Origin of the sequence: Micromonospora sp. LOL_015 (genome assembly GCF_048060275.1) — a bacterium.
GTDB lineage: Bacteria > Actinomycetota > Actinomycetes > Mycobacteriales > Micromonosporaceae > Micromonospora_E.
This window is the reverse complement of the sequence record NZ_JBHMIO010000033.1, coordinates 1-25,574: the sequence shown is the minus strand read 5'-3', so window position 1 is coordinate 25,574 and position 25,574 is coordinate 1. Positions and strand designations below refer to the sequence as shown.

The window sequence follows — 25,574 nt, the reverse complement described above, 5'->3', positions numbered from 1 at the left end:
CGGGCGGCCCGGTAGGTTGGGGCTGCCTCGGTGAGCGGCCACGTACGCATGGTCAGGTGGCCGGTCCACGCGTGGCGCTGAGCGGACAGGGGAGGCCCCTCGGGTGAAGATCATCGCGTTGTCCTGCACACAGAAGCGTCTGCCGTCGCTGACCGACGCGTTGCTCGAGGCGGCGATCACCGGTGTCGTCCGGGAGGTCGGCGACGCGCGGATCCAGCGGATCCGGTTGATCGACCATCGCATCGCGATGTGCGAGGGCGAGGACACCTGCCTGGACCCCGAGGTGGGTCGGTGCACACTCGACGACGAATTCGCGCATGTTGTCGACCTGGCCGAGGGCGCGCAGGCGATGCTGCTCGCCATGCCCGTGTACGCGGGCAACGTACCGGCGGTGTTGAAGATCTTCCAGGAGCGGTTGAAGAGTTTCATGAACGCCGGGCAGCGCCCGTTCGGCAACCTGCTGGTGGGGACGATCGTGCATTCGCGCACGATGCTGACCGAGCCCGCGCTGGGCTCGTTGTTCCCGTGGTACCTGCGGCTACGGAACAGGAACGTGGCGTCGGCGTGCGTCACCCAGGGCGAGCATCAGGACCTGACCCGTACGGCCGCGGTCGACCTGTGTGTGGCGGTGGGCCGGCAGCTCGGCATGACGCTCGCCGTCAGCCGTTCACCGACGGACGCGCGGACGGCGTTGCCGGTGGTTCAACCGTCGGTCCGGCCCCGCTGCGGTGACCCGGCCGCGTCGTCGTCTTCCGGCGGGTGAGTGGACTCCGCGCGCCAGGTGCACCCGTCGCCGGCCTGGTCGCACGACACCGTGACGTCCGGTTCCACGTAGCGGGCGGCGATGGCGGTGTTGAGTTCCTGACAGTACGGGCACGGCGACGAGAAGGTCAGCACGACGCCGGCGCGGGCGGCCCGTCTGCGGTAGCGGAGGATGCCGCAGTCGGCGTTGCGCAGGACGGTGCCCGAGGGTTGTGGCTCGCGGGTCACCGCCGAGTCGTACAGCAGCAGTTGACGTTGCAGCCGGGTCATGAAGTGGTCGGTGGCGGACACCCCGGCGGGCCGTTGCGCCCGCAGCAGGTCGGCGGTGATGCGCGAGTTCGCCTGGATCCACGCGGTCAGGCCTTCTTCGCCGTGCTCGGCCAGGATGAACTCCTCAGCGGCGGCCTGGGCTTCGAAGAACCTCTGCCGCCACAGGTCGACCTTCTCGGCCGGGTCGAGTGCGGACGGTTCACTGGTCATCGTCCGGGTCCTTCCCGGTGACGCCGTCCAGTTCGGCGAAGACCTCCTGGGCGACCCGCAGCCCGTTGTTGGCGACCGGCCAGCCGCCGTAGTAGGCCAGCTGGATGATGACTTCGATGATCTTCTCCCGTGACATCCCGAGGTGCAGGGCGGCGCCGATGTGGCCGCGCAGCTCCCAGTCGGTGCGTGCCAATGTCACCGCGCTCAACGCGACCAGTTCACGTTCCTCGACGCTCAGGTGCGGGCGGGTCCAGATCTCACCGAACAGGTGGTCGACGGTGAGCTGCAGGAACTCCGGGTAGGAACCGGGGCGCGGTTCGCGGCCGAAGACCTGCTGGAACATGGCCTCGCCCCGGTCACGTCGGGCAGCCGGCCGGTCCATGTGATCAACTCCTTCGGGTCGGTGGGACAGCAGTCGTCGGTCGAACCGTGGTCAACGCCCACGCCGCCGCGAAGGCGACGACCAGCAGCGCGGCGCCGCTGCCGAAGGCGGCCGCAGCGCCCGCCTGCTCGGCGACCAGCCCGACGACGACCGGGCCGACGACGGCGCCGACGTCGGTGCACATCGAGAAGACGGCGACGCCGCTGCCGGCCCGGCCGGCGACGACGTCCCCGATCAGCGCGGCCGGCGCGGCGTTGAGCAGCGCTGATCCCGCCGCGTACGCGCAGAGTCCGACGACGAGCCAGGGGTAGGTGTCCACGAACACCAGGGCGGTGATCGCCGTCGCGGCCACCCCGGTGCCGGCGATCATGGCGGGGCGCCGGCCGGCCCGGTCGACGACCTGGCCGGCCGGGACGATCAGCAACGCCTGGACGACGGCGGAGATGGTGAACGCCCACCCGACCCAGGCCACGTCGTGTCCCCACGCGACGACCACCGTGGGCACCAGCGCGCTGCGTAGTCCGAACAGGACCCAGCCCTGGGCCAGTGCCGCCGTACAGGCCACCAGGTAGCGCCGGTCCCGCAGCAGGACCGGCAGCCGGAGTGCGCCACGACCCGGTTCCGTGCCGTGGCGCGCGTCGGTCCGCAGTACCGCCAGGGTCAGCACCGTGGCGGCCAGCAGCAGTGCGGCGTACACCAGGAACGGCGCGGACAGGGCGATGAGCGCGAGGAGCCCGCCGAGCGCGGGCCCGCAGATGCCGCCGAGCAGGAAGCCGGCCTCGAACACGGCGCTGGCCCGGCCCCGCTGGTCGGCGGGGGCGACCGCCAGCAGTGTCGCCAGCGCGGACACCGAGAACAGCACCGAGCCGACGCCGCCGAGGCCGCGGAACACGAGCAGCTGCCCGTACGATCCGGCGAACGCCGCCAGGGCCGAGGAGACCGCGCACAGCAGCAGGCCGGCGACCAGGATCCGCCGTTCCCCGAACCGGGCCGCGAGCCGGCCGCAGAACGGGCTGGTGGCCAGCCGCAGCAACGCGAACAGGGCGACGAGTACGCCGATCTGGGTGGGTCCGGCGCCGAACGTCGCCGCGTACACCGGCAGGACCGGCAGCACCAGTCCCAGGCCCAGCATGACGCAGCCACCGACGACGCTGAGGACGTACACCTCGCGGGGCAGACCCGGCGGCCCGAAGGCGGCGACGGGTGGGGCGCTGCCCGGGGCGGCCGCCGTCACTGGCAGGTCACAGGATGATGCTGAGCTTGCCGTGCTCGTACAGCGTCTCGTGGTCGAGCACGACGAGCCGGCGGCGGACCCGGAACGTCTCGCCGTCGACGACGAGCTCGAACCGGTACTTTCCGACGTACGCGTCGGTGCGCCCGTGCCCGAACCGGTGCACGACGACGTTCGCCGCCACGTCGAGGTGGGTGCCCCGGTCGGCCAGGATCTCCACGTTGCTGATCGTCCGGTTGGTCCGCGACCGGGGGTTCTCGCACCACACCTCGCCGTTGAGCAGCTGTTCGATGCGCTGGCGCAGCCGGGCGGCGTCGTCGTCGATGAGCCCGAGCGCGTCGGCCGGCTCGCCGCGCACGTCGGTGGCCGGCACCGAGTAGCGGATGTCGTCGGTCAGCATCTCGGCGTACCACTCGCGTAGTCGCCACTCGTCGAGCAGCCGCGCCTCCCGGAAGAGGAACTGGCTCACCCGGTGCCACAGCCGCACCCGGGCCTCGTCGTCGACCGTCAGCTCGGTGATCATCGTCGTCACGCCCCTTGCATCAGCCGGTCCCACTGCCGCCAGAACTCGCGGGCGGGAAGCTCGTCGGTGGTCTCCGGGACCGCCTTGTTCATGCCGCGCGACAGGTCCGAGTAGCGGACCGCGCGGTTGAGGTATCCCCGCTGGCACGACTCGATGATCTCGATGTCGTCGGGGGTGGCGAAGCCGGCGGGGCCGAGGAACGTCAGGTAGTGGCTCTTGCGCAGTTCCCGGATGTCGGGGTCCTCGTCTCGGGGGGCCAGGGCGACCGAGGTGATCGCCATCTGGTCCGCGCCGACCGGGTCGATCTTGCGGATGGTGATCGCGATCGCGTCGATGATCATCAGGTTGGGGAAGATCAGCACCGCGCGGTTGGTGCCGGTGATCCGTTCGGCGCGTTGCGCACCGAACCGTTCGACGAACCGGGCGGCCGTCGCCTCGATCCGGGGCCGCAGCGCGGCGCCGAACATCGGCGTCCAGTAGGCGAGCGGGCGGGCCGCCGCCGGTGGCAGCTCGTTGGCGCCGTGCCCCAGCCCGAGGGCGCGACCGAAGCCGCCCCGGCGTCGCGGTGGCACCGACCCCAGCGACTCCATGTAGCTGACGTACCGCTTGTGCAGGGCGCGGAAGTGGTAGATGTCGACGCTGTTCTCCATCATCAGCTTCCAGTTGGCCCGGGCGCCGTGCAGCTGCGCACCCTGGATCACCTCCATCCCGACCTCCGACTGGTCGTCGATCAGGTCGAGGTACTCCGTGGCACCCGCCAGGTACTCGGTCAGGGTGCGCGGCTGCTCCGGGTCGAAGGTGACGAACACGAAACCCCGGTAGCTGTCGCTGCGGTGCCGCGCCAGGCCGAAGTCCGCCTTGCGGAAACCGGGCCCGTACCCGTCCGGGATCGGCACGCCGACCAGGTCGCCCTGGTTGGAGAACGTCCAGTCGTGGTACGGGCAGCGGAAGGACCGGGCCTGCCCGGCCGGCTGCGAACAGACCAGCGCCCCACGGTGCGGGCAGCTGTTCGCGAAAACCCGGAGCACCCCGTCGGAGCCGCGCGCCAGCACCACCGGCCGTCCGCCGACGTCACGCGCCACATAGGAGTCCGGCGCGGGTATCTCCGACTCGTGCCCGACGTACAGCCAGCAGCGGTCGAAGATCCTGGTCATCTCCTGTGCGGCCAGGTCGTCGTCGGTGTAGGCGCGGCGATCCACCCGGAACGAGTGACGGTCGGGGTCGTCGACCACGATCGGGGCGCCCACCGGCCGTTGCAGTTCGATCGTCACCGTTCGTCCTTGCCCTGCAGCGTTCCGACGGTGTCGACCACCAGGTCGGCGGTACGCGCGGCGGAGTCGCCGCACTGCGGCTGCGCGGCCCGCAGCCGGGCCCGGTAGTCCCGGGCGGGGTCGAGCAGATCGGTGACGGCGTCGGCGACCGTCTGCCGGGTGACCTCGGCCGGTTCCAGCGCTGTTCCGAAGCCGGCGCTGCCCACGAAGGACGCCTGGATGGGCTGGTCGACGGCCAGCGGGATCACCAGCATCGGGGTCTGCGCCCTGATCGACTCGGCGACCGAGTTGTAGCCGCCGTGGGTGATGAACACGTCGGCGCGTTCGAGGACCGCACGTTGCGGCAGGTACGGGGCGGTGAGCACGTCGTCGGGCAGCGCCAGCTCCCCGGTGAGGTCGCCGACCGACGCGATCACCTGCGCCCCGGTCGCCGCCGCCCCGGTGATCACCGTACGCAGCAGGTCCGGCCGCCGGTAGAAGATCGTGCCGAAGGAGACGTACACCAGTGGACGGTCAGGGTCGATCCGGTCCAGACCCGGAAAGGAGACCTCGTCGCCGCGGACTCCCGCCGCACCGGGCAGCCCGACCAACTGCACCCCGTCGTCGGTGACCGCGTCGTCGCCGACCAGGGCGGGGATCGTCGGCATCAGATTGAGAATCGGCGAACGCGCCGAATGGGTACGCATCGACCACATCACCCCGTGCCTGGTCAGATAGTTGCCGACCTGTTCGTCGTACAGCCAGCGACCGCGTCGATGGACAGCGGGGCACACGCCACCCAGATTGGCCCATATCATCCCGTACGGCACGCCGGACGCATGTGCGCCGACCATCGCCGACGCGGTGACCGGCAGCGAATCGACGAGTACGAAATCCGGTGCCGTCGCGCGCAGTACGTCGGCTGTCTGCTCGGCGACCGGCGACGACTGCAGCATCGGGCCGATCTTCGCCGGTTCGTCGCTCCACGGTGCCATCTCGACCTGCCCGATCGTGTGCACCTCCGCCTTGCCCAGGGCCTGGCCGCGCTGCTCGTCGAGCACGCCGCCGTCGGCCGACAACAGCAGCAGCGCGACGTCACAGCCGGCTACCTGAAGCGCGTTGACCACCGGAATGTACGGGTTCAGGTGGCCGTGTTGAGTGGTGGTGAGCAGGGCGACACGCATCAGATCTCCGATCTATCGAGAGAAGACGGCCAGGCCGAATCAGAATCTGTACGCATCCACCACCATCGCTGAGGGGTGCAAATCGACTGACGCTACTCGGAACAGCCTCGAAACAACCGGGTCCGCCGCCCGTCCCGAGGGGGTTCGCAAAAGCCTGCCGGGATGTGTCATCGATGTCAATGCCCTGCGGCCGTCGGCCCGCCGCGCGGCTCTCCGCCTGGCCGAGGTCCGCATCCTGACTGGACGGCCGGCGGGAGGTGCACCTGGCGTCGGGCAAAATCAATTTATATTCATCGATAGTGATCGAGCCGTTCGGTGCCTCAGGCGTGCTGCCGGCCGGCGATCGACCGACAGCAGGGCCCACCGCAGGCTCAGGCGGGACGGACTGGACCGGCATAGTCTTTATATGTAGAGTTTTGGTCATGCCACGTCGACCGAACAGCTCGCAGCAGACACTGCGGATCTTCGCCTGCTTCCTGGCCGCGCCCGACGACTGGCGCTACGGCTACCAGCTCAGCAAGGAAACCGGCCTGGCCAGCGGGTCGCTCTATCCGATCCTGATGCGCCTGACCGAGCAGCGCCTGCTGGAGGCACAGTGGCGGGAACCGGCCAGCCCTGGCCGGCCACCCCGGCACGTGTACCGGCTCACCACCGACGGGGCCGCTCTCGCCCGGACCCGGCTGGCTGAAGCCCAGCACAACGAAGCCGCCAACGCCCAGTCCCGCCGCCGCGCCACCGGCCACACCGCGCCCGCGCCCCGGCCGACCATCCAGGAGGCTTGACGATGCCCAGCTCCAAGCCGGCCCCGCCGCTGACACCGACGGCCGCCGGCCACAACCCCGTCCGGCGAGCCGCGCGGGCGGTTCTGCGCTGGGCGGTACGCCGCGGCGGCGACCGGGGCGGACCGTGGGGCGAAGCCGTCCTCGCCGAGTTCGACGAGGTCACCACGGACGCGGAAGCGGTACGCTGGGCGGCCGGCGGCGTGTGGGTGTCACTGCGGGAGCGGTCCACCGGTGCCGGCCGGTGGGTGGTCACGGCCGCGAGCTGGGTCACGGCCACCTGGGTACGGCGGGCCACGGCCGGCGTACTCGTCGTGGCGTTGCTCGCCGCCGTGGCACAGCAGTGGGTGCTGACCGTCGTGTACGTACCGTCGTGGTCGATGTCGCCGACGATCGACGCAGGGCAGCGGATGCTGGTCGACCGGGTGGCGTACCGGGTCACCGGCGTGGACGTCGGCGACGTCGTCGTGCTCGGCCCGGTCGACCGGGCCTGGACCATGCGGGTGATCGGCCTACCCGGCGACGAGCTGACCTGCCTCGACGGCCTGGTGTACCGCAACGGTGCCGCGCTGGACGAGCCGTACCTGCCGGCCGGCACCTACACCGAATGCACGCCGGTGACCGTGCCCGCCGGCCAGGTGTTCCTGCTCGGCGACCACCGAGACGGCGCATTTGATTCGCGGCACGATGGACCGTGGCGCCTCGACGACATCACCGGCCGGATGGTGGCCCGGCTACCGAACTGAGGACCTGCGCCACTGGTCGGCTGGGCGAGAGCGCCGGGGCCAGGCGTCGGCCGCCGTCACGGGCGAGTCTCGGTGACAACGTTGGCCGTGAGTTCGGAGCAGATTCCGGCGAGGATACGGTGCGCGTTCGCGAGTTCTTCTGCCTTCTCGGGATCCGCCGAGGCATTGGAGCAGCTGGCGAGGGTTTTCCAGAGTGCCCAGCCTCGTCCGCGTGCCCACGTCGCGTCATCCACCGCCAGCCGCGCGCGGAACGCCTGCCGGCTGTCGCTGGTCAGCAAGGTCCAGGCAATCGCCAGGTCACAGGCCGGGTCACCGACGCCGCAGGTCCCGAAGTCGATGACGGCCGCCAACTGTCCGTCAGCAAGGAGGAGGTTCCCCGGGGCGATGTCTCCGTGGAACCAACGGTCGACACCGTCCCAGCGGGCGTCGATCGCCGCCGCCCAGACCTCGCGCACCAGTTCGGCGTCAACGTGGTCGCCCAACTCGGCGAGCGCGTGCTCAACCTCCTGGTCGTACGTGCGTAGGGTGCCGCCCCGGAACCAGTTGTGGAGACCCGGCTGCGGGCAGTCAGCGGCGTCGACGCCCTGCAAGGCTGCCAGGAACTCGGCCAGGTCGGTCGCGAATCGGACCGGGTCGGCAATGTGTTCCGCCCTCGCCGGATCACCGTCGAGCCACCGGTAGATCGACCACGGGTAGGGATAGCCCGCAGCAGGCTCGCCTTTCGCCACCGGTGTGGGGACGGGCAGCGGCAGCCGGGCGGCGAGGGCCGGGAGCCACTGATGTTCCTTGTCGACGGCCAGGGCGTACTCGGCGGCGCTGGGTAGACGGACCAGCATTTCCGAGCCGAGGTGGAAGGTCCAGTTGTCCCAACCGCCATTGGCCACCGGCTTCACCGGCAGGTTCGCCAGGTGCGGGAACTGGTTGGCGACGAGCCGACGCACCTGGTCCGCTCCGACGGTGACGCGTTGGGGCGGGGGACCGAGGTCGGGAACGTCACTCACCGAACCGTACCGCCCCCGGTCTGCTGGGCCATGGTGTCGGCGGCGTCGGCCAGGACGCGCCGCATCGTGGCGGTGCCGGTGTGTCCGGCGTCGCCGATGACGTGCAGCCGCGCGTCAGGCCAGACCTGCGCGATCTCCCACGGGGTGATCGCCGGCCCACTGACGTCGGTACGCCCGTGGATCAGCACCCCCGGGATCCCGGCGAGCTTCGGCACGTTGCGCAGGATCTCGCCGTCGGCGAGGAACGCGCCGTTGCCGAAGTAGTGCGCGCAGATCCGGGTCATGGTGAGCCGCTGCCGCAGCTCCCGGTCGGAGTACGCGCCCGGGTTGCCGTTGTGCTCCTCGGAGATCAGCGCGTCCTCCCAGGCGCACCACTCGTCGGCGGCCCGCTGGCGTACCGCCGGGTCCGGGCCGGCGAGCAGCTGGCCGTAGCGCAGCAGCACCGGTTCGATCGGCGGCTCGCTGTCGGTCGGCAGCCGGTAGCCGGGCAGGCCGGCGTGGGCGATGAACCGCTGCCACGCTTCGGGGAAGAACCGGCCGGCACCCCGGTACAGCCAGTCGACCTCGGACCGGCGGGTCATGGTGACCGCGACGAGGATCATGCCGCGTACCCGGTCGGGGTGGTTCGTCGCGTACGCCAGGGCCAGCGTCGCGCCCCAGGAGCCGCCGTACACGACCCAGCGGTCGATGCAGAGGTGCGCGCGCAGCCGTTCGATGTCGGCGACGAGGTGGCCGGTGGTGTTGGTGCTCAGGTCGGTGGCCGGGTCGGCTGCCGACGGGGTGCTGCGTCCACAGTTGCGCTGGTCGAGCAGGACGACCCGGAACCGCTCGGGGTCGAGCGACCGGCGGTGCCGGGGCGTGCATCCGCTGCCCGGCCCGCCGTGCAACATGACGACGGGTACGCCGTCGGGGTTGCCGCAGACCTCCCAGTAGACCTGGTGGCCGTCCCCGACATCGAGCATTCCGGTGTCGTACGGCTCGATCATGGCGTACTCCTCATCGGGTTTCCGGCGGGGTTGATGGCGGGGTTGATGGCGGCGACGACCAGGTCGACGATGCTGTCGGCGTAGTCGTCGGTCAGGGGGCCGTTGCGCAACAGCCAACGGTGGTAGAGCGGACCGAACAGCAGCTCCACGACCTGGTCCAGGGGAGCGTCGGGGCGGACCTGGCCGGCGTCGCGGGCGGCTGCCAGGCGGGCGCGGACCATGTCCAGTTGGGGGCGGAGCAGCCGGTCGCGCGCCTGGTCGGCCAACTCTTCGTCGGTGAGTGTCTCGATGGTGATGGCGCGGGTGGTGGCGGACAGCCGTGGATCGGCGAACTCGGCAACGGTGGCCCGGAGCACCTGACGCAGGTCGGCCTGCAGGTCGCCGGTGTCGGGCAGGGCGAGGGCGTCCGGCAGGTTGTCGGTGAGCGCGTCCAGGATGACCGCGCCCTTGCCGCGCCACCAGCGGTAGATGGTCTGCTTGCCGACCCCGGCGCGGGCGGCGATGGCCTCGATGGTGACGGCGGCGTAGCCCTGCTCGGTCAGCAGCGCCAGGGCGGCGGCGAGGATCGCGCGGCGGGACTGCTCGCTGCGCCGGGCGGGCTGTGGGGTCACCGCGACAGCCTACTGCGAGACGGTACGTCTCGTCTTGACGCGCCTGCGGTGGCGTGCTTCGCTGTTGGCGAGACGAAACGTCTCGTCTCCAAGTTTCCGGAGGTCCCCGTGCCGCAGCCGCACATCGCCATGGTCAGCATCCCGTTCCACGGCCACGTCAACCCGAGCCTGGAGATCATCCGGACCCTCGTGCAACGCGGTCACCGGGTCACCTACGCCAACGACCCCGCCTTCGCCGAAGTCATCGAGCACACCGGCGCCGAGCTGAAACCGTACGAAACGACGCTGCCCAGCGACGGTGGCGCCGGGACCGACGACCCGATCGAGCAGCTCACGCTCTTCCTCGACGACGCCATCGCCATGGCACCGCAGCTGCGGGCCGCCTACGCCGACGACCGGCCGGACCTGTTCCTCTACGACATCGCCGGCGCACCGGCCCGGCTGCTCGGCGAGCAGTGGGGCATCCCGGCCGTCCAGCTGTCGTCGACGTTCGTGGCCTGGGACGGCTACGAGCAGGAGATGGCGTCGGTCGTCGAGGCGATGCGGGCCGATCCGCGCGGCGCCGACTACTACCGGCGGTTCGAGCAGTGGCTGGCCTCGGAGGGTTCGTCGGTCACCGACAGCATGGCGTTCCAAGGTCGGCCGACGCGCAGCCTCGTGCTGCCGCCGGAGGCGCTCCAGCCGAACGCCGACCGGGTGGACCGGTCCGTCTACAGCTTCGTCGGCCCGGTCCTCGGCGACCGCTCCGACCAGGGGACCTGGGTCCGCCCGGTCGGCGTCGACAACGTGCTGCTGATCTCCCTCGGCTCCGCCTTCACTCGGCAGGCCGAGTTCTACCGCCGGTGCGTCGCCGCATTCGGCGACCTGCCCGGCTGGCACACCGTCCTGCAGATCGGCAGCCACGTCGACCCCGCCGAGCTGGGTCCCGTCCCGGACAGCGTCGAGGTCCACCCGTGGGTGCCGCAACTCGCCGTACTGGAGCAGGCGGACGCCTTCGTCACCCACGCCGGCATGGGCGGCAGCAGCGAGGGCCTCTACTGCGGGACCCCGATGATCGCCGTACCGCAGGCGGCCGACCAGTTCGCCAACGCCGAGCAGCTGGCCAGCCTGGGTGTCGCCCGGGTCGTCGACTCGGCCACCGTCACCGCCGCCGAGCTACGTGGGACGCTGCTCGCCCTCACCACAGACCCCGCCGTGGTGGCCCGCAGCGCCGACCTGAAGCGGCAGGCCCGGTCGGCAGGCGGCGCCGACCGGGCCGCCGACCTGATCGAGGCCGAAATCGCCGGTACGGCACGCAGCCACGCCGGGCAGCGTTCGACGATCGGCGGATGAACGGGTCGACGGTACGTCGCCGCGCTGCAGGTGCCTTGGTGGGTGTCCGCCCCTGGCGACCCAGAAGATTCCGCTTACGCCGGCGCGGCGACTGCGGCGATCCGCTCGGCCAGAACGGCGGGGGTGATCTCGGTGGCAGGCAGCCACGCGTAGTCGTGAACCTCCTCGGCCTGCAGCGTCACGTCCCGGGCGGTGGTGGTGAAGGCGTAGCGCAGGTCGAAGTGCTGGTGGTCGGGTTCGCCCTTGGCCGGGTTGGCCGGGATCGGGTGGACGTCGATGTCTATCGGCGTCTCGTCGAGCAGAGTCAGCGCCGTGGTGCTGATGCCGGTTTCCTCGGCGACCTCGCGCAGCGCGGCCCCGACCAGGGTGGTGTCATCGGGTTCGAGGTGCCCGCCGGGGCGCAGCCAGGTGTTGAGCGCGTTGTGGCGGATGTGCAGCACCCGCCGGTCCGCGTCGAGGACGAGCGCCGAGCAGGTGACGTGCCCGGTGAACGTTGCGCGGGAGGTCAGGTCGCAGGGCCCGCGCAGGGCGGCGGTCAGCGCGGCGAGCCGGTCGGCCTCGTTGGGGTGGCGGGCCAGATAGACGGTGACGGTCGCGGCGATGTGGTCGGCGTCGATCATCGGTGTGCCCCCGGAGGGTTGAAGTGGGCCAGCCAGATCTCGGCGATGCGCTGCCGGTCGGCCTCGGGCACCTCATGGTAGCCAGGCTCGACCTCGCCGCTGGCGCACCGAGCGGCAGCGGCCAGGATCTCGGCCTGTACCAGGAAGATGAACGCTCCGACCGAGGCGCCATGCAGGAAGTTGACCGCGTTCCCGCTGGCGAGAAGGTAGAAGTAGTGCCCGACGGTGGTGTAGCGGGTGACATGCTCGGCAACCACGCTTTGCTCGTACACCCCGGTCAGGGTGTCGAGTTCGAGTTCGTCCTCGCTGGAGGTGACCGAGGCCAGGTAGGCGCCGTTGGCCAAGCCGGTGAAGTCCTCGCCGCGCAGCGCCAGGTTGCCGGTGGCGCACATGACCATACCCGCCGTCGCCAGCGCCGCCGGGCGGCTGGCCGCGACATGGAAGCCTTGCGCTAGGGCTTGCGTGGCGCGCACCGGGTCGGCGTCGTAAACGGTGACCCGCACGCCCTTGGCGTGCAGGGTGCGGGCGATGCTGGAGCCAAGCTTACCGAAGCCGACCACGGTCGCGGCCCGACCGGGGAGAATGTCTCCCCGTGAGCGCATCAGCGCCTCGGTGGAGAACACGATGGACTGGCCGACCAGGTGATCCTCGGGCTGCTTGAGCGGGCTGCGTGCCACCGAGTAGACCGCACACGGCGGCTTGCCCAGTTCGAGGTAGCGGCGATGGCCGTTCTCGGTGTCCTCTACCACGCCAAGGATCCGACCGGAGAACCGGTCGCACAGCTCGGCCAGCACCGGGGCGAAGTAGCCGCCCACGTCGAGCAGCACCACCGCCCGGCCGGCGGCGCGCTGTTCCAGGTAGGCGCACGCGGCATCCGGGTCGGCGAACCGGTCTCGGGACAGCTCGTCGACCGAGTAGGCCAGGCCCACCGCACGAGCTGCGGCGCGGTGCACGCTCTTGGGTTTGGGCAGCACCCCAGCCACCGGCGTGATCCGGTCGACCGCGCGGATGAACGGCGGCCGGTCCGCCAGCAGATGCGTGATCACCAGCGAGCGGGTGTCGGCACCCCCCGAGCAACCAGTGGCGGTGACAGCGCGGAAGTAGCGGTCCAGGCGGGCGGTCTCAAAGGTCTCCACGGCAGGGACTCCTCAACAGACAGGCGAGCACGGCGAGACCGTCGCGGCGGCGGTTTAATACGCAGCATCACCAGCGGGCTCCCGGGTTGTGAACGCCCGTAGTGTTGCGGCAACATCGGCAGTGACAAATCCGCTTGGCACCCGATGGTGGTGGCGATGGACGCCGGTTGACCCTGCCGACCGGTGGGCTACACGTCGACGATGGCGATAGCGTGACCTTGCAGCTGCAGACACCGGACGGAAGGACCGTACGAGTGAGCCTGTCCCGACGCGACCTCGGCAAGCTTCTTGCCGGCGGCGCGCTGCGCGCGGTCGTGCCTGCCGACGTCGACGCCGCCGAGCGGGTGTCGAAGGTGCTGCGTTCGCCCCGCCGGGTCGACCCCAGGTGCTCGACTACTTCCACACCTTGCTGGAGCAGCACTTCACCGCCGATAAGATGCTCGGCCCTCGCCAGTTGCTCGGCCCGGTCCTGGCGCAGATCCAGGTCCTCGACGAGCTGCGCCGCCACACCCGCCCCGGCACCACCGAACCGACGCTGCGGCTGCTCGCGCAGTACGCCGAGTTCGCCGGCTGGCTGCACCAGGACGCTGGCGACACCGCCGCTGCGATGTGGTGGTCGCACCGGGCCAGCGAATGGGCTCAAGCCGTCGGCGACTACCAGATGGTCGCCTACATGCTCATCCGCAAGTCCAACATCGCGCTGGCCGACGCCGACCCGGTGGGCGTCGTGGACCTGGCTGCCGCCGCGCGCAAGGTACCCGGCCCGGTCAGCCCCAAGCTGCACGCTTTGGCCGCGCAGCAGGAGGCCCGCGGCTGGGCGCTGTGCCGCGACGCCGACACCTTCCAAGACCGCCTCGGCTTGGCCGCCGAGCTCCTACGCGAGCACCCCGACGACGTCAACGAGGATGCACCGGTCTACCTGCACCATTACAACCTGGCCACCCTGGAGGAACAGTCCGCCTCCGGTTACCGGGCGTGTGGGCAGGCCGAGATCGCGGTGGCCATCCTGGAACGGCAGATCGCGGCAACACGGGCGCACCTGCACCGCGACACCGGCTCGGCCCGCATCTCCGCTGAGCTGCACACCCTTGACCGCATCCTGACCCACCGCTGGCCTACCCTGCCCGCTGCAGTCGAACTGCACGAAGCTCTGGCCACCGCCTGGCCGCACGGCTGCTCGCCTCCACCTTCGGCTGACGCGCTCGCGGGCCGATCTGAGCGGCGCGGAGCCCTGGTCCGCCGCTGCGTGACAGCCGGGGGACCAGGGCTCCGTCGTTGTCCGGGGGTGGTGCGGGTCAGTGTGGGGTCTTCACCGTGTCGACGAAGTGCTGCCAGGCGGCGGCGTCGAAGGTGAGGACCGGGCCGGTCTGGTCCTTGCTGTCGCGGACTGCGACGCGGTACGGGTGGCCGGCCACCTCGACACAGTCGCCTTCGCCACCAGACCGGGTCGACTTACGCCAAACGCCGTCAGCCTTCATCGTCGTACTCCTTGGCGATCCGGGTGATGAACTCGGTCGATTCTAGCGGCGTCAGACACTGTTGCTTGAGCGAGGACCAGATGCCCTCGTAGGTCTCGATCTCGGTGGATTTGTCGAGGTAGACGGCACCGCAGGGGCCGTCGGAGTAGACGGTGGTCGGCTCGGGCGGGCGGACGCTGACCTTGGGGAAGGTAAGGATGGAGAAGGATCCTGTGCTTGTCCAGCGGGCGAGCCCGGCGGCGAGCGGGAGGACTCGGACGGTGACGTTGTGGCGTTGGGTGGCGACGGCAGCGAGGTGACGCAGTTGGCGGGCCATCGCGGCGCGATCCTTGAGCGGGCGGCGCAGCGCCGGCTCGCCGATCACCACGTCGAGGTCGGGGGCCTGCGGGACGACGCGGGCGAAGAGCTTCTGTCGCTTGGACCGGACCTCGACCTTCGCCTGTAGGTCGGCCGGGCTGAGACCCGGGGTGTCGATGCTGATGATCTCGGTCATGTACTCCAGGGACTGGAGCAGGCCGGGGATGACGTTCGGCTCGTACTTGCGGATCGTTGAGGCGGCGGCTTCGAGGCCGACGTACAGCTTGAACCATTCTTTGATGGCGTGGTCGTAGCTGTGGTACCAGCCGCGTGACTTGGTCTCGCGGGCCAGGTCGCGCATCGTCTTGATCGTTTCTGCGGGTGCGCCGTAGAGCCGGCACATCGCCTCGGCGTCGTTCGGGTGGATCGGCACCTGGCCGCCCTCGTAGCGCCAGATGCGCGGCGGCGACCATTCGAGTGCCTTGGCCGCTGCGGCGACCGTGACATGAGCGTCTTCGCGAAACTCTCTCAGATATCGACCCAGTTGCCTGCGTGGAACCGTGCTGCCGGTGTCGTCCACGAAACCCCGTCCTCTCGTGTCACGTAATGGTGGGTGGATGTTGGGTCCGAACCTACCGGTGCGAGATTGCGCTGAGCCAGTTGGCGAATAAGCATGATGTGAAGGAAGAGTTCAGTGATCATGGGAAATGAGTTGTGAGAAGGGTTGACAGATGAATCTGAGGTCCACACGCGACCGCGTGACGCGGTTCGCGCGACGGCACAACGCCTACGCGGACGGAGAACGCTGATGCACATCGCCAGTCGGCCCGACTGGAACTGTCGCGAGTGCGGTACAGAATGGCCGTGCGAAACCGCGAAGATCGAAATCACCGCGGACTGGTTGGACGACCGGATCGGGATGTGCGTCTACCTCGCCACCCTCATGTACGAGGCGATCGACGACCTGCTGGAATGCGACGCCGAGCAGCTCAGCCCGCCCGACCTGTACCGCCGGTTCCTCCGCTGGCCCGACCAGATCGCCGAGACCGAGGCCATGGCTCGGCTGTCAGCGAGTCTCGGTAGGCACTGACCACTGTCGCGGCACCCCGCCGGAGTGACAGCACCGCCCGTCACTCCGGCTCCGCCTCCCCTTCTGGCTTCTCCTCCACCGGTACGCGCACCAGCCGCCGCGTGTCCGGATCGACGCCCCATTGAGACGGCCACAGATCACCAACACGATCACCGCCCCCAACCCCTACCTCATCGAAAGTCGGCCCTGTATCGAACGTCGCCCCGGCGAACCTGGCGGTGCCGGTGAAGGTCGCCCAATCGAATCCGGCGTCGCTGGTGAAGGTCGCCCCAACGAACCAGGCCGTGCCGGTGAAGGTCGCCCCAACGAACCAGGCGTCGCTGGTGAAGGTCGCCCCGATGAACCGGGCAGTGCCGGTGAGCGTCGCCTCGATGAATCCGGCGTCGCCGATGAACGTCGCCCCGTCGAACCGCGCGTCGCCGATGAACGTCGCCCCGTCGAACCGCGCGTCGCTCAGGTAGCAGTCGGTGAAGTCGACGTCGAGGAGGGTGGCTTCGGTCAGGTCGAGGGTTACGCCGTTCCAGTAGGTCGGGCTCGGTGCACCGTCCGGCGTCGTCGGCCGCAGGTGGCGGGCGAGGATGCGCTGCGCGGCCAGCCGTACCTGGCGTTCCTCACGGGGGTCAGGCTGCGTCGGCTGGTCCGGTTTCGGCGTCTGCTTCTCGGCTGGTGGGGTGTACGGCATGCGCAGGTAGGCGCAGATGACCTCGACGATGCTCTGGCGGTGCACCAGGTTGTCCTGAGCTAGGCGTTCCAGGGCGTACAGGCCGGCCAGGCGTACCGGCGCCTTGTCGGAGCCGAGCTGGTCGGCGGCCTTGACATACAGTTCGGTGACCCGTTTCTCGCCCGCGTCATACTCGGTGGCCTGCTGGGTCCGTTCGGTGACCTGCTGGCGGCGTAACGCCAGCAGCAGCGCGGCGGCGGCACCGACACCCGCGCCGACCGACAGGCCGGTGCGGATCGTCTCCACCCTCAGCTGCGCCCGCTCCAGCGGCGTCCCGACACCGGCCGGGACGGTGGCCTGCAGCGCCAACACCGCCGCCCAGGTGATGCCGGCGACGACCAGCGCGCCGACCGGGAGGATCCAGGTCGGCAGCGGCCGCAGTGGCCGCTGCGGCGGTACGGGTGCCGCCGACGATTCGACCGCCGGCAGCGACCGCCGCCACAGCACACCACCGACGGCCAGACCGGCCACCCCGACTGCGGCGAGCAGCAGTTCCAGCCAGTGGCCGAGGATCAGCCGACCCAGCATCGGCCACGCCCGCCCCGGCAGCAGCGCGACGGCGGCGGCGAGCAGGGCCGCCGCACCCGCTGCGGCCGGCGTCGCCGCTTTCCAATGCTTGATCACCTGTGTGTCCCGCCGCCCGCTGGAAACCATTCGCCGTCGGCCCACCACAGTAGAGCCGTACCGCCAGGAGGAGCGGACCGGCGCGGTGTCGGATGCCCTACGGCGGAGGTGTCACAGCGGGGTGGGCAGGACGCGGACGGCGGCGGTGCGGGACCACTCGGCCAGCAGCAGAGTGGCGTCGTCGTCGGGTGCGCCGCCCCGGTGCTCGGCGGCGGCGCGGGCCAGTCGCCGTACCGCCTCGGGGGCCGGCAGCCCAGTCGCGGCCTGCCGTTTGGCGAAGTCGACCAGGCGAGGCAGACCGAACGGTCACCGGCGCGCACCCCCGCCTCCGGCACGCCGTCGGTGAACAGCAGCAGCTGGTCGCCGGGTTCGAGGATCTCCTCGCCGACGCGGGCGGCGGTGGCGGGGATGCCCAGCGGTAGCCGGCGGCCGGCACGCAGCTCGCGGACCATTTTGCCGCCGCGCAGCAGCAGCGGCCTCGGGTGCCCGGCGTTGACGTAGCGCAGCAGACCGGTCTCCAGGTCCAGGTCGGCGAGGAAAGCGGTGACGAACCGGGCGTCGGTGAACTGGTCGGTCAGGGCCGCGTCGGCGGTGCGGCCCTGGGTGACCAGGTCGTGCCCGCAGCGGCGGGCCGACCGGACGGCGGCGATCACCGTCGTGCAGGCCAGGCCGGCTTTCAGGCTGTGCCCAACCGCGTCGAAGACCGCCAGAAAGGCGTGGTCGCCGTCGCCGTCGATGGCGTAGTCGAAGCCGTCGCCGCCGACGTCGTAGCAGGGTTCGAGGACGGCGCTGACGGTGATCCGCTGCGTGGCGGCGGTCAGCGGCGGCAGCACCTGCGACAGCAGTTCCCCGGCGACGGTCGCCGACCGGGACCGGCCGACCAGCCGCAGATGGTCGCCTTTCGGCCGGGTAGCGGTGATCAGGTGCCCGATCAGCCCGGCGACGGTCTCGCAGCGGCGGCGGGTGTGCCGGCCGTCGGCATGTCCGATAGATTGCGTCCGGTCGGTACACGACTCGTGGGAGCGGGGACACCGTGGTTGTCGCAGGTCTGGTCCTCGCCGGTGCGGCGGCGCTGATCCACGGCTACATCTTCTACCTCGAATCGGTGGTGTGGACCGCGCCGCGTACCCGCGCGGTGTTCGGCATCCGCAGCGAGCAGGACGCCCTGACCACCCGGACGTTGGCGTTCAACCAGGGCTTCTACAACCTGTTCCTGGCGGTCGCGGTCGTCGCCGGCATCGTCGTGGTCGCGGCCGGGGCGACCGCCATCGGCGCGACCCTGGTGTTCACCGGCGCCGGCACGATGGTGGCGGCCGGCGCGGTGCTGCTGATCTCGCGGCCCGCGATGGCACGCGCCGCGCTCATCCAGGGGTTGCCGCCACTGCTGGGTGTGGTCGCCCTGGCGGTCGGGCTCGCCGGCTGACGGGCCGGCTCACCGTCTGAACCACTCCGTACGGCAGGCCAGTCGGTGACCGGTGGCCTGCCGTCGATGTCGGATCACGAACACCGGATGGGTCGCTGATCCGACGATTCTTCTGCGCAAATGGCGCCGTACCGCTGCATTTTTCAGCCGGACAGGGCATGCGCGGACGGAAACCCGGTCGGCAAATGGTTCGCGGCGCTGCCGGCGGTCGTGACACGGTGTGCCTCGCCCGACACCGGAGGGCGAACCGCAACCACATCTGAGGAGACACCTCGTGAACACCAGCAGAAGGACGGTCCTCGGCCTGCTCGCCACCGCGGCGGTCGCCGGACCCCTGGCGACGCTGCCGGCTACCCCGGCGGCCGCCGCCGACATCTACACCTCGAACACCGACCTGTACTCGGACCCGAACCTGGCCGAAGGGGTCGACTACGCCCGCCGCTACCGCCGGCATCCGCTGCTCGACAACTCCGACGCCACCGCGACGCCGTTTCCGCGTACCGCGATCATCGCCCCGCACGGCGGCGGCATCGAAGGCGGCACGTCGGAGCTGTGCCTGGCGATCGCCGGCTACCATCCGGCGAATCTGGCGGCGACCCCACCGGCCGGCCCGACGTACGACTACTGGATGTTCGAAGGCATCCGCTCGTCCGGCAACGCCGAACTGCACGTCACCGCCAGCCACTGCGACGACGTCCCGGCGTTGTCGGTGGCGGCCGGCGCGCTGAACGTCGTCACCCTGCACGGCTGCACCCCGGGCACCGCCGGGCTGCCGTCGGGCGCGCAGGCCGTCGCCGTCGGCGGACGCAACGCCGCGTTGCGCGCCGAGCTGATCTCCGCCTACACCACGGCCGGGATCACCGCGTTCGACGCCACCGGCATCCCGGCGATCGCCGGCACGTCGACCGACAACATCGTCAACCGGACGCTGCTCGGCACGGGCGCCCAGCTGGAGCTGACCACCCCGCTGCGGGCGGCGATGTTCGGCACCAACACCCGCTCCCAGCGCAAGCACACCACCAACACGCTGTTCTGGGACTTCGTGGCGGCCACCCGCACCGCCATCACGCAGATCGAAGCGACGCAGCCGATCCTGTGACGCTTACCGCGACACCCCGCCTCGCACCCGGGTCACAGTACCCGGGGCGGGGTGTTGCCGGCGGCGACGATCGCCCGGCGCATCGGCACCGCCAGCAGCAGAACGAACCCGACCACAAAGAAGATCAACAACGAGACCAGACCGACCCGGTACGAGTTCGTCAGCTGGAACACCAGCCCGAACGCCAACGGCCCCAACCAGCTGGTGCCCTTGTCGCTGATCTCGTAGAAGCCGTAGTACTCGCCTTCCTTGCCGGCCGGGATGAGCTGGCTGAACAGTGACCGGCTCAACGCCTGGGAGCCGCCGAGCACCAGCCCGATCGCCGCGCCGAGCGCCATGAACTGCGCCGGCGCCTCGGCCGGCAGCCGGAACGCCGCCACGATCACCCCGGTCCACAGCACCAGGCTGCCCAGCACCGTCTTCCACGCGCCGATGCGCTGCGCGACCGCCCCGAGCGCCAGCGCCCCGCCGAACGCCAGGAACTGCACCAGCAGGATCGTCACGATCAGCGTCGACTGGCCCAGCCGCAGCTCCTCGGTGCCGTACTGGCTGGCCAACGCGATCACCGTCTGGATGCCGTCGTTGTAGACCAGGAACGCCAGCAGGAAGAACAACGTCAACGGGTACGCCTTCAGCCCGCGCACCGTACGGCCCAACTGTTTGAACCCGTCGGTGAGCACGTTACCGCCCGGCCGGGCATCGACCGCCGGATGCTCCCGCAGCCACGCCAGCGGCACCAGGGTGAACACCGCCCACCACACCCCGGCCGACACGATCGACCAGCGGGCCAGGTCCAGGGTGCGCTGCGCGTCACCGTCGACGCTGAACGACTGCACCACCACCAGGTTGACGGCCAGCAGCAGCCCACCACCGAGGTAGCCGAGCGCCCAGCCCCGGCTGGAGATCCGGTCCCGGTCGTCGGGGCCGCCCAGCTGCGGCAGGAACGAGTTGTACACCACCACGCTGGCGCCGAACGCGATGTTGGCCAGGACGAACAGCCCACCGCCGAGCAGGTAGCGGTCCCCGGTGACGAACACCATCGCGACGGTCGCCCCGGCGCCGACGAACGCCGACACCGCCAGCAGCCGCTTCTTGTGCATCGACCGGTCGGCCAACGCGCCCATCACCGGCAGCACCAGCACCGTCAACGCCACCGACAGCGACACCAGGTACGGGAAGTACGACCCGGCGGCCACCTTGATACCGAGCGGGTACACGTACGCCACACAGGAGTCGGCGTCGATCGCGCAGCCGGCGGCCTGTTTGGTGACCGTGGTCAGGAACGGCCCCAGGAACACGGTGATGACGGTGGTGGAGAACGCCGACATCGCCCAGTCGTAGAAGTACCAGCCGGTGCGTTCCCGCCGAGTGCTCGACGGCGCGGCACCGGGCGGCGCCGACGGCGGCGGCACGGGCGCGGGCCCGGTGGGCGGCACGCTGGGTGGCTCGGTGGGGTCGGCCATCGGATCCTTCACTGTCGGTCAGCGGGCGGCGTGGTCCACGTCGACCCGCCGGTCGGGCGGCCAGTGGCCACGGGCGAGGTACACGTCACGCAACACCTCGACGTGATCGGTCATGATGCCATCCACCCCGAGGTCCAGTAACTCGTGCATCTGGGCGGGTTCGTCGATCGTCCAGACATGCACCTGCAACCCCAGCCGGTGGCAGTACGCCACGAACCGGGCGTCGACCACCCGCACCCGGTTGAACCGCACCGGCACCTGCGCGGCCACCACCGACGGCGGCAGCCGCAGTCGCCGGCCGGTCAACGACCCGACCCGCAGCCGGGTCATCGCCCGCATGCCCAGCGACGTCGCGACCCGGCCGCCGGTCGACGTCCGCAGCCGGTGCAGCCGCCGGTCGGAGAACGACGCCAGCAGCACCCGGTCGGCGGCGGCGCACCGGTCGACCGCCGCCAATGTCGGCTCCACCCCGCCGTCGGCCTTCACGTCGACGTTGAACCGCACCTGCGGCCAGCTGTCGAGCACGTCGTCGAGCCGCGGCACCACCGACGCCCCACCGACCCGCACCGTGGCCAGGTCCGCCCAGCGCAGCCGCGCGATGCTGCCCCTGTCGCCGGTCACCCGGTCCAGCGTCGGATCGTGGAACACCACCGCCACCTGATCGGCGGTGCCGTGCACGTCGGTCTCCACGTACCGGTAGCCGAGCCCGACGGCGCGGCCGAACGCCTCGGCGGTGTTCTCGTCACCGCGGGCCGCGCCGCCCCGGTGCGCGAACGCGATCGGAGCGGGCGAGTCCAGGTACGCGAACCGGTGCGACACGCAGCGCAGTATGCCCGCCGCCGGCAACCTGCGGGCGTACGGCAGGTTGCGCGACGCCGACCGGTCACCGGCCGGTGACCGGTGCGGGCCGCCGCGCCGCCGGCAGTAGGGTGCCCCCATGCGGGCACTCGGCATCGACTTCGGCACCTCGAACACGGTGGCGGTGGTACGCGGCGGCGACGGCCGGGTCCGGCCGCTGCTGTTCGACGGCACCCCGCTGCTGCCGTCGGCGGTGTACCGCGACGCCGACGGGCGGCTGCACGTCGGCGCGGACGCGCACCGCCGCGCCCGCATCGACCCGTCCGGGTTCGAACCCAACCCGAAACGCCACGTCGACGACGGCACGGTGCTGCTCGGCGACGCCGACGTTGCGGTGCCGCAGCTGGTCGCCGCCCTGCTGCGCCACGTCGCCGCCGAGGCCCGCCGCCAACTCGGCGGCGTCGACGAGGTCCGGCTGACCCATCCGGTGCGGTGGGGGGAGCGGCGCCGGATGGTCCTCGTCCAGGCCGCGCACGCCGCCGGGCTGCCCCGGCCGACGCTGATCGCCGAACCGGTCGCAGCCGCCTCCTACTACACGTCGGCGCTGGGCGCGGCGCTACCGCCCGGCCGGGCGTTGGCCGTCTACGACCTGGGCGGCGGCACCTTCGACGCCGCCGTGGTCCGGCGTACCGCCACCGGGTTCGACGTGCTCGCCGAGCAGGGCCTGACCGAACTCGGCGGACTCGACTTCGACCAGGCGCTGGTCGAACATCTCGGCGGCGTCTACTCACCCAGCCGCACGACCGTGTGGAACGGTCTGGTCGCCCCGGCCGACACCGGGTCGCGGCGGGCCCGCGCCCTGCTCTACGACGACGTCCGCGGCGCGAAGGAGATGCTGTCCCGTACGGTCAGCGCTGACGTGCACCTGCCGGCGCTGGACATCGCCGCCCACGTCACCCGCGACGAACTGGAGTCGCTGATCCGCGACCATCTGGCCCGTACCGTGACGTGCCTGGCGCAGACGGTCGCCGCCGCCGGTCTTACCCCGGCCGACCTGGTCGGCGTGTTCCTGGTCGGCGGTTCCAGCCGGATCCCGCTCGCCGCGCAGCTGATCCACACCGAACTGGGGGTGGCACCGACCACTCTGGAGCAGCCGGAGACCGTCGTCGCCGACGGCGCGTTACGGGTCGGCGCCGCCGCCCGCACCGGCCTGCCCAGCCCGCGTCCACCGGCGGTGGCGGGGTTGCCGCGTGCCGCCGCCGCGCCGCCGCGTATCGCCGGGACACCCGCGGCCGGGCCGACCTCGCCGGCCGCCCCGGCGCCGTTCATGGCACCGGTGCCGGTGTCACCGCACCCGGCGCCGGGCCGCCCCTGGTACGACGAACACGGCCCGGTCCTGGTAGCCGCACTGGCCACCATGGTCGGCATCGCCGTCGTCGTCATGGTCATGCTGCTGCTCACCTGATCAGGGCAGGGTCCGGGACCACATGAGGTCACGGTGTGGTCCGGTCTAGCACGGCGGTGACCGCGCCCGGCTGCCGCGGTGCGGTCCGCTCCCCGGTGCCTGTGGTGCGTCGCGCGTCCTGCAGCGGAACGAAACAGGCGACAGCGACAGCCAACCCGAAACGGAGATTGCCGACAACTGCGTCGCCGAGCAAATCACCGCCGACCGAGGTGACCGGGGCAATCATCATGAAGGCTACCAACATCGACCATGCGGCGTTGTATTTCCGATTGACTGACACCGCGCACAGTGCCGCAAACACCAACCAGATCTGATGGTGCGTCCACGACACCGGGGAAATAACGAGACCCGCCGCGCCGACAATCACCGCAGCTGCCAGGTTCCATCCCCGCCGGGATGCGCGTACCGCACGGTAGAAGGCTAGGCCGACTACCAGGAGGCCAAGTCCGCCAACCACCAGGGTACGAGCATCGTCAGCTACGTCGAATCTCAACAACACCGCGTTGAGCGACTGATTTCCGATGGAAACGATATTCCCAATCCGGTCGACACTCCAAATCTCGGTAAACCAGAAACGAATCGACTCGGCGGGCAGGATCAACCAGGCCAAGGCGGTCGACGTCAGAAAGGCGACACATGCGGTAACCGCCTTCCGCCATTGGCCAGAAACACACCAGTAGGCGATGAAAATCGCGGGTGTAAGCTTGATGGCCGAGGCGACACCGGTCGCGACTCCTCGGTATCTTATCGGGACGATATCCAGGCAGTCAATCAGAACCAGAACGCCCAGGACGAAGCTGATCTGACCGAAACGGATGTTGCTGGACACTGGTGCGGACAGAAATAGCAGGAGGCAAACGATCGGCAAGGCTGGCAGTATGGCGATGCGGCCGGCAACTGCATTACGAAGCAGACACCCGGCGAAGACGACAGCGGTCAGCGTGGCGGCCGTCCACAGGACCTGGATGACGGCTTCCGGGAAGATGGCAATTGTGACGAACAGCAGTCCCGCAAACGGCGGATATGTGAACGGAGCCTCGTTGTGGCCGGAAAACTCATATAGTTCTCCACCGTGCAACATGAGGCGAACGGCACCCCAGTATACGTTGAGGTCGGTAAGGCGCTCGCCTGGTAGTCGGAGAAACGCACCAGCCACTTGGCCGGCAGCAGCAGCAATTACGGACATCCAAGCCGTAATCACCACAACGTTGCGTCGCGTAGTGGTGCCCTTACGCGCTAGTCGACTCCGCACTCTGCCCCCGAATGTAGCAATCCCGATCTTCGAGTCGAGACTAGACTAGCAGCGTAGCTGTATCGCCACACGGCCGACCCGGCCCCATCCAGGTGAAGCCCGAGGACGTTAAATGGCCGTGACTGGATAGGTGCGTGGGACCTTGGAACACCGCAAGCGCGCGAGGTGGGTCAGGCGGTTGTGGGGATCCAGGGGTTGCCGGCGGCGGCTCGGGTGAGTGCGTCGAGCATGTTGATGCCGTGTCGGGTGGCGGTGGCGGTGTAGCTGCGGATCGCGGCGAAGTGTTCGGCTCCGGTCATGGTGCGCATACTGCCGGAGACCTTGATCCGGAGTTTCGGCATGCGGATGGTCCGCTCGGCCGGGTCGGTGACGAAGCGGAGGTAGTCGGTGTGTCGGTCCCGTAGTCGCACGAACAGGGCGTGGTACTTGCGGTGCAGCTTGTCGGTGCGGGTGGCGGTGGCCTCGGCGCCGAGCACGACGGCCGAGCGCAGCAGGTGGGTCTGTTCGGCGAGGTCGGCCGGGTCGGGTTCACCGCCGTCGGCGCGGGCCGTGACCGTCAGGCGGTTCAGGTGCCGCAGGGCGTCGATGGCCTGGCCGGCGAGGTCGGCGACCTGTCCGGTGGCGGTGTCGACCACGTAGACCAGTTCGCGCAGCACGTGGGCGTTGCACAGGGCGTGGACCGCGTCGGTGTAGGTGTCGTACGGGGCCCACGCGTCGTGCACGGCGACGCCGGTGTATCCGGGTGGCACGCCGGCGTCGTCCATTGCGGCGGTGCCGCGTCGGCGGTGCGCGGTGAGGAGCACGTCGGTGGGTGTGGAGGCGGAGTGCAGCCAGGCGAGGC

28 protein-coding genes are annotated in these 25,574 nt (G+C 70.3%); 9 read left to right on the top strand and 19 right to left on the bottom strand.

The window, feature by feature from the left end; genetic code table 11:
• Positions 1–103 precede the first annotated feature (103 nt).
• Entirely contained in the window at positions 104–763 is a 660-nt protein-coding gene (locus tag ACFHWU_RS22430; protein ID WP_416591488.1) for a flavodoxin family protein, read from the top strand.
• Here ACFHWU_RS22430 and ACFHWU_RS22425 read toward each other — a convergent pair.
• The 6 genes from ACFHWU_RS22425 to ACFHWU_RS22400 are packed head-to-tail and all read right to left on the bottom strand — an operon-like array spanning position 703 to position 5,812.
• On the bottom strand, positions 703–1,242 hold the full coding sequence (locus tag ACFHWU_RS22425; RefSeq protein WP_416591487.1) for a hypothetical protein: 540 nt from the start codon (positions 1,240–1,242) through the stop codon (positions 703–705). The two genes, ACFHWU_RS22430 and ACFHWU_RS22425, sit on opposite strands and share 61 nt — an antisense overlap.
• The gene (locus ACFHWU_RS22420) at positions 1,232–1,624 is read right to left on the bottom strand and encodes a carboxymuconolactone decarboxylase family protein (protein WP_416591486.1); all 393 of its coding nucleotides are present in this window, start codon (positions 1,622–1,624) and stop codon (positions 1,232–1,234) included. Before ACFHWU_RS22420 ends, ACFHWU_RS22425 begins: the two co-directional genes overlap by 11 nt.
• Positions 1,625–1,628: 4 nt before the next feature.
• Positions 1,629–2,858: an MFS transporter gene (locus ACFHWU_RS22415; protein WP_416591485.1), complete on the bottom strand. Its 1,230-nt coding sequence runs from the start codon at positions 2,856–2,858 to the stop codon at positions 1,629–1,631.
• 7 nt (positions 2,859–2,865) lie between these two features.
• On the bottom strand, positions 2,866–3,378 hold the full coding sequence (locus ACFHWU_RS22410; protein WP_416591514.1) for an aromatic-ring-hydroxylating dioxygenase subunit beta: 513 nt from the start codon (positions 3,376–3,378) through the stop codon (positions 2,866–2,868).
• 5 nt (positions 3,379–3,383) lie between these two features.
• Positions 3,384–4,649: an aromatic ring-hydroxylating oxygenase subunit alpha gene (locus tag ACFHWU_RS22405; RefSeq protein WP_416591484.1), complete on the bottom strand. Its 1,266-nt coding sequence runs from the start codon at positions 4,647–4,649 to the stop codon at positions 3,384–3,386.
• On the bottom strand, positions 4,646–5,812 hold the full coding sequence (locus ACFHWU_RS22400; RefSeq protein WP_416591483.1) for a glycosyltransferase: 1,167 nt from the start codon (positions 5,810–5,812) through the stop codon (positions 4,646–4,648). The genes ACFHWU_RS22405 and ACFHWU_RS22400 overlap by 4 nt, the downstream gene beginning before the upstream one ends.
• 422 nt (positions 5,813–6,234) lie before the next feature.
• Here ACFHWU_RS22400 and ACFHWU_RS22395 point away from each other — a divergent pair, with 422 nt between their 5' ends.
• Positions 6,235–6,594: a PadR family transcriptional regulator gene (locus tag ACFHWU_RS22395; protein ID WP_416555961.1), complete on the top strand. Its 360-nt coding sequence runs from the start codon at positions 6,235–6,237 to the stop codon at positions 6,592–6,594.
• Between the two features lie 2 nt (positions 6,595–6,596).
• Positions 6,597–7,337 (top strand): signal peptidase I, encoded by a 741-nt coding sequence (gene lepB / locus ACFHWU_RS22390; protein WP_416591482.1) that lies wholly within the window; start codon positions 6,597–6,599, stop codon positions 7,335–7,337.
• Between the two features lie 56 nt (positions 7,338–7,393).
• Here lepB and ACFHWU_RS22385 read toward each other — a convergent pair whose 3' ends face one another.
• The 3 genes from ACFHWU_RS22385 to ACFHWU_RS22375 are packed head-to-tail and all read right to left on the bottom strand — an operon-like array spanning position 7,394 to position 9,935.
• On the bottom strand, positions 7,394–8,338 hold the full coding sequence (locus ACFHWU_RS22385; RefSeq protein ID WP_416591481.1) for an aminoglycoside phosphotransferase family protein: 945 nt from the start codon (positions 8,336–8,338) through the stop codon (positions 7,394–7,396).
• On the bottom strand, positions 8,335–9,324 hold the full coding sequence (pip, locus tag ACFHWU_RS22380) for a prolyl aminopeptidase (protein ID WP_416591480.1): 990 nt from the start codon (positions 9,322–9,324) through the stop codon (positions 8,335–8,337). Before pip ends, ACFHWU_RS22385 begins: the two co-directional genes overlap by 4 nt.
• Positions 9,321–9,935, bottom strand: a complete 615-nt coding sequence (locus ACFHWU_RS22375; RefSeq protein WP_416555956.1) for a TetR/AcrR family transcriptional regulator — start codon at positions 9,933–9,935, stop codon at positions 9,321–9,323. The genes pip and ACFHWU_RS22375 overlap by 4 nt, the downstream gene beginning before the upstream one ends.
• 108 nt (positions 9,936–10,043) lie before the next feature.
• Between ACFHWU_RS22375 and ACFHWU_RS22370 the strand changes: the two genes are divergently transcribed.
• Positions 10,044–11,267, top strand: coding sequence for a macrolide family glycosyltransferase (locus ACFHWU_RS22370; RefSeq protein ID WP_416555955.1), 1,224 nt, complete (start codon positions 10,044–10,046; stop codon positions 11,265–11,267).
• A gap of 74 nt (positions 11,268–11,341) precedes the next feature.
• Here ACFHWU_RS22370 and ACFHWU_RS22365 read toward each other — a convergent pair whose 3' ends face one another.
• Positions 11,342–11,887, bottom strand: a complete 546-nt coding sequence (locus ACFHWU_RS22365; RefSeq protein WP_416591479.1) for an NUDIX hydrolase — start codon at positions 11,885–11,887, stop codon at positions 11,342–11,344.
• Positions 11,884–13,023: an adenosylhomocysteinase gene (locus ACFHWU_RS22360; protein WP_416591478.1), complete on the bottom strand. Its 1,140-nt coding sequence runs from the start codon at positions 13,021–13,023 to the stop codon at positions 11,884–11,886. The genes ACFHWU_RS22365 and ACFHWU_RS22360 overlap by 4 nt, the downstream gene beginning before the upstream one ends.
• A 385-nt stretch (positions 13,024–13,408) precedes the next feature.
• Here ACFHWU_RS22360 and ACFHWU_RS22355 point away from each other — a divergent pair, with 385 nt between their 5' ends.
• Positions 13,409–14,377, top strand: coding sequence for an XRE family transcriptional regulator (locus ACFHWU_RS22355; protein WP_416591477.1), 969 nt, complete (start codon positions 13,409–13,411; stop codon positions 14,375–14,377).
• Here ACFHWU_RS22355 and ACFHWU_RS22350 read toward each other — a convergent pair.
• Complete coding sequence (locus ACFHWU_RS22350; protein ID WP_278169122.1) at positions 14,319–14,501, bottom strand: DUF397 domain-containing protein; 183 nt, start codon at positions 14,499–14,501, stop codon at positions 14,319–14,321. The two genes, ACFHWU_RS22355 and ACFHWU_RS22350, sit on opposite strands and share 59 nt — an antisense overlap.
• Positions 14,491–15,378, bottom strand: coding sequence for a helix-turn-helix domain-containing protein (locus tag ACFHWU_RS22345; RefSeq protein WP_416591476.1), 888 nt, complete (start codon positions 15,376–15,378; stop codon positions 14,491–14,493). Before ACFHWU_RS22345 ends, ACFHWU_RS22350 begins: the two co-directional genes overlap by 11 nt.
• A gap of 228 nt (positions 15,379–15,606) precedes the next feature.
• Here ACFHWU_RS22345 and ACFHWU_RS22340 point away from each other — a divergent pair, with 228 nt between their 5' ends.
• Positions 15,607–15,888, top strand: a complete 282-nt coding sequence (locus tag ACFHWU_RS22340) for a flavin reductase (protein ID WP_416555948.1) — start codon at positions 15,607–15,609, stop codon at positions 15,886–15,888.
• A gap of 40 nt (positions 15,889–15,928) precedes the next feature.
• Here the strand turns inward: ACFHWU_RS22340 and ACFHWU_RS22335 are convergent, their stop codons facing one another.
• The gene (locus ACFHWU_RS22335) at positions 15,929–17,233 is read right to left on the bottom strand and encodes a pentapeptide repeat-containing protein (RefSeq protein WP_416591475.1); all 1,305 of its coding nucleotides are present in this window, start codon (positions 17,231–17,233) and stop codon (positions 15,929–15,931) included.
• On the bottom strand, positions 17,230–18,066 hold the full coding sequence (locus tag ACFHWU_RS22330; protein ID WP_416591474.1) for a PP2C family protein-serine/threonine phosphatase: 837 nt from the start codon (positions 18,064–18,066) through the stop codon (positions 17,230–17,232). The genes ACFHWU_RS22335 and ACFHWU_RS22330 overlap by 4 nt, the downstream gene beginning before the upstream one ends.
• Positions 18,067–18,266: 200 nt before the next feature.
• Here ACFHWU_RS22330 and ACFHWU_RS22325 point away from each other — a divergent pair, with 200 nt between their 5' ends.
• A complete protein-coding gene (locus ACFHWU_RS22325; protein WP_416591473.1) occupies positions 18,267–18,656 on the top strand; it encodes a DUF1304 domain-containing protein in 390 nt (129 codons plus the stop codon).
• Positions 18,657–18,930: 274 nt separating this feature from the next.
• Positions 18,931–19,755 (top strand): poly-gamma-glutamate hydrolase family protein, encoded by an 825-nt coding sequence (locus ACFHWU_RS22320; RefSeq protein ID WP_416591472.1) that lies wholly within the window; start codon positions 18,931–18,933, stop codon positions 19,753–19,755.
• Positions 19,756–19,787: 32 nt separating this feature from the next.
• Here the strand turns inward: ACFHWU_RS22320 and ACFHWU_RS22315 are convergent, their stop codons facing one another.
• Both ACFHWU_RS22315 and ACFHWU_RS22310 read right to left on the bottom strand, forming a co-directional pair.
• Complete coding sequence (locus tag ACFHWU_RS22315; RefSeq protein WP_416591471.1) at positions 19,788–21,218, bottom strand: MFS transporter; 1,431 nt, start codon at positions 21,216–21,218, stop codon at positions 19,788–19,790.
• An 18-nt stretch (positions 21,219–21,236) separates the two neighbouring features.
• Positions 21,237–22,172: a glycerophosphodiester phosphodiesterase gene (locus ACFHWU_RS22310; protein WP_416591470.1), complete on the bottom strand. Its 936-nt coding sequence runs from the start codon at positions 22,170–22,172 to the stop codon at positions 21,237–21,239.
• Between ACFHWU_RS22310 and ACFHWU_RS22305 the strand changes: the two genes are divergently transcribed.
• A complete protein-coding gene (locus ACFHWU_RS22305) occupies positions 22,156–23,481 on the top strand; it encodes an Hsp70 family protein (protein ID WP_416591469.1) in 1,326 nt (441 codons plus the stop codon). The two genes, ACFHWU_RS22310 and ACFHWU_RS22305, sit on opposite strands and share 17 nt — an antisense overlap.
• A gap of 28 nt (positions 23,482–23,509) precedes the next feature.
• On the opposite strand, the gene ACFHWU_RS22300 is transcribed toward ACFHWU_RS22305, so the two are convergent.
• On the bottom strand, positions 23,510–24,667 hold the full coding sequence (locus ACFHWU_RS22300) for a glycosyltransferase 87 family protein (protein WP_416591468.1): 1,158 nt from the start codon (positions 24,665–24,667) through the stop codon (positions 23,510–23,512).
• Between the two features lie 236 nt (positions 24,668–24,903).
• Positions 24,904–25,574, bottom strand: a 671-nt coding sequence (locus tag ACFHWU_RS22295; RefSeq protein ID WP_416591467.1) for an IS66 family transposase, incomplete at its 5' end; no start/stop codon positions are given.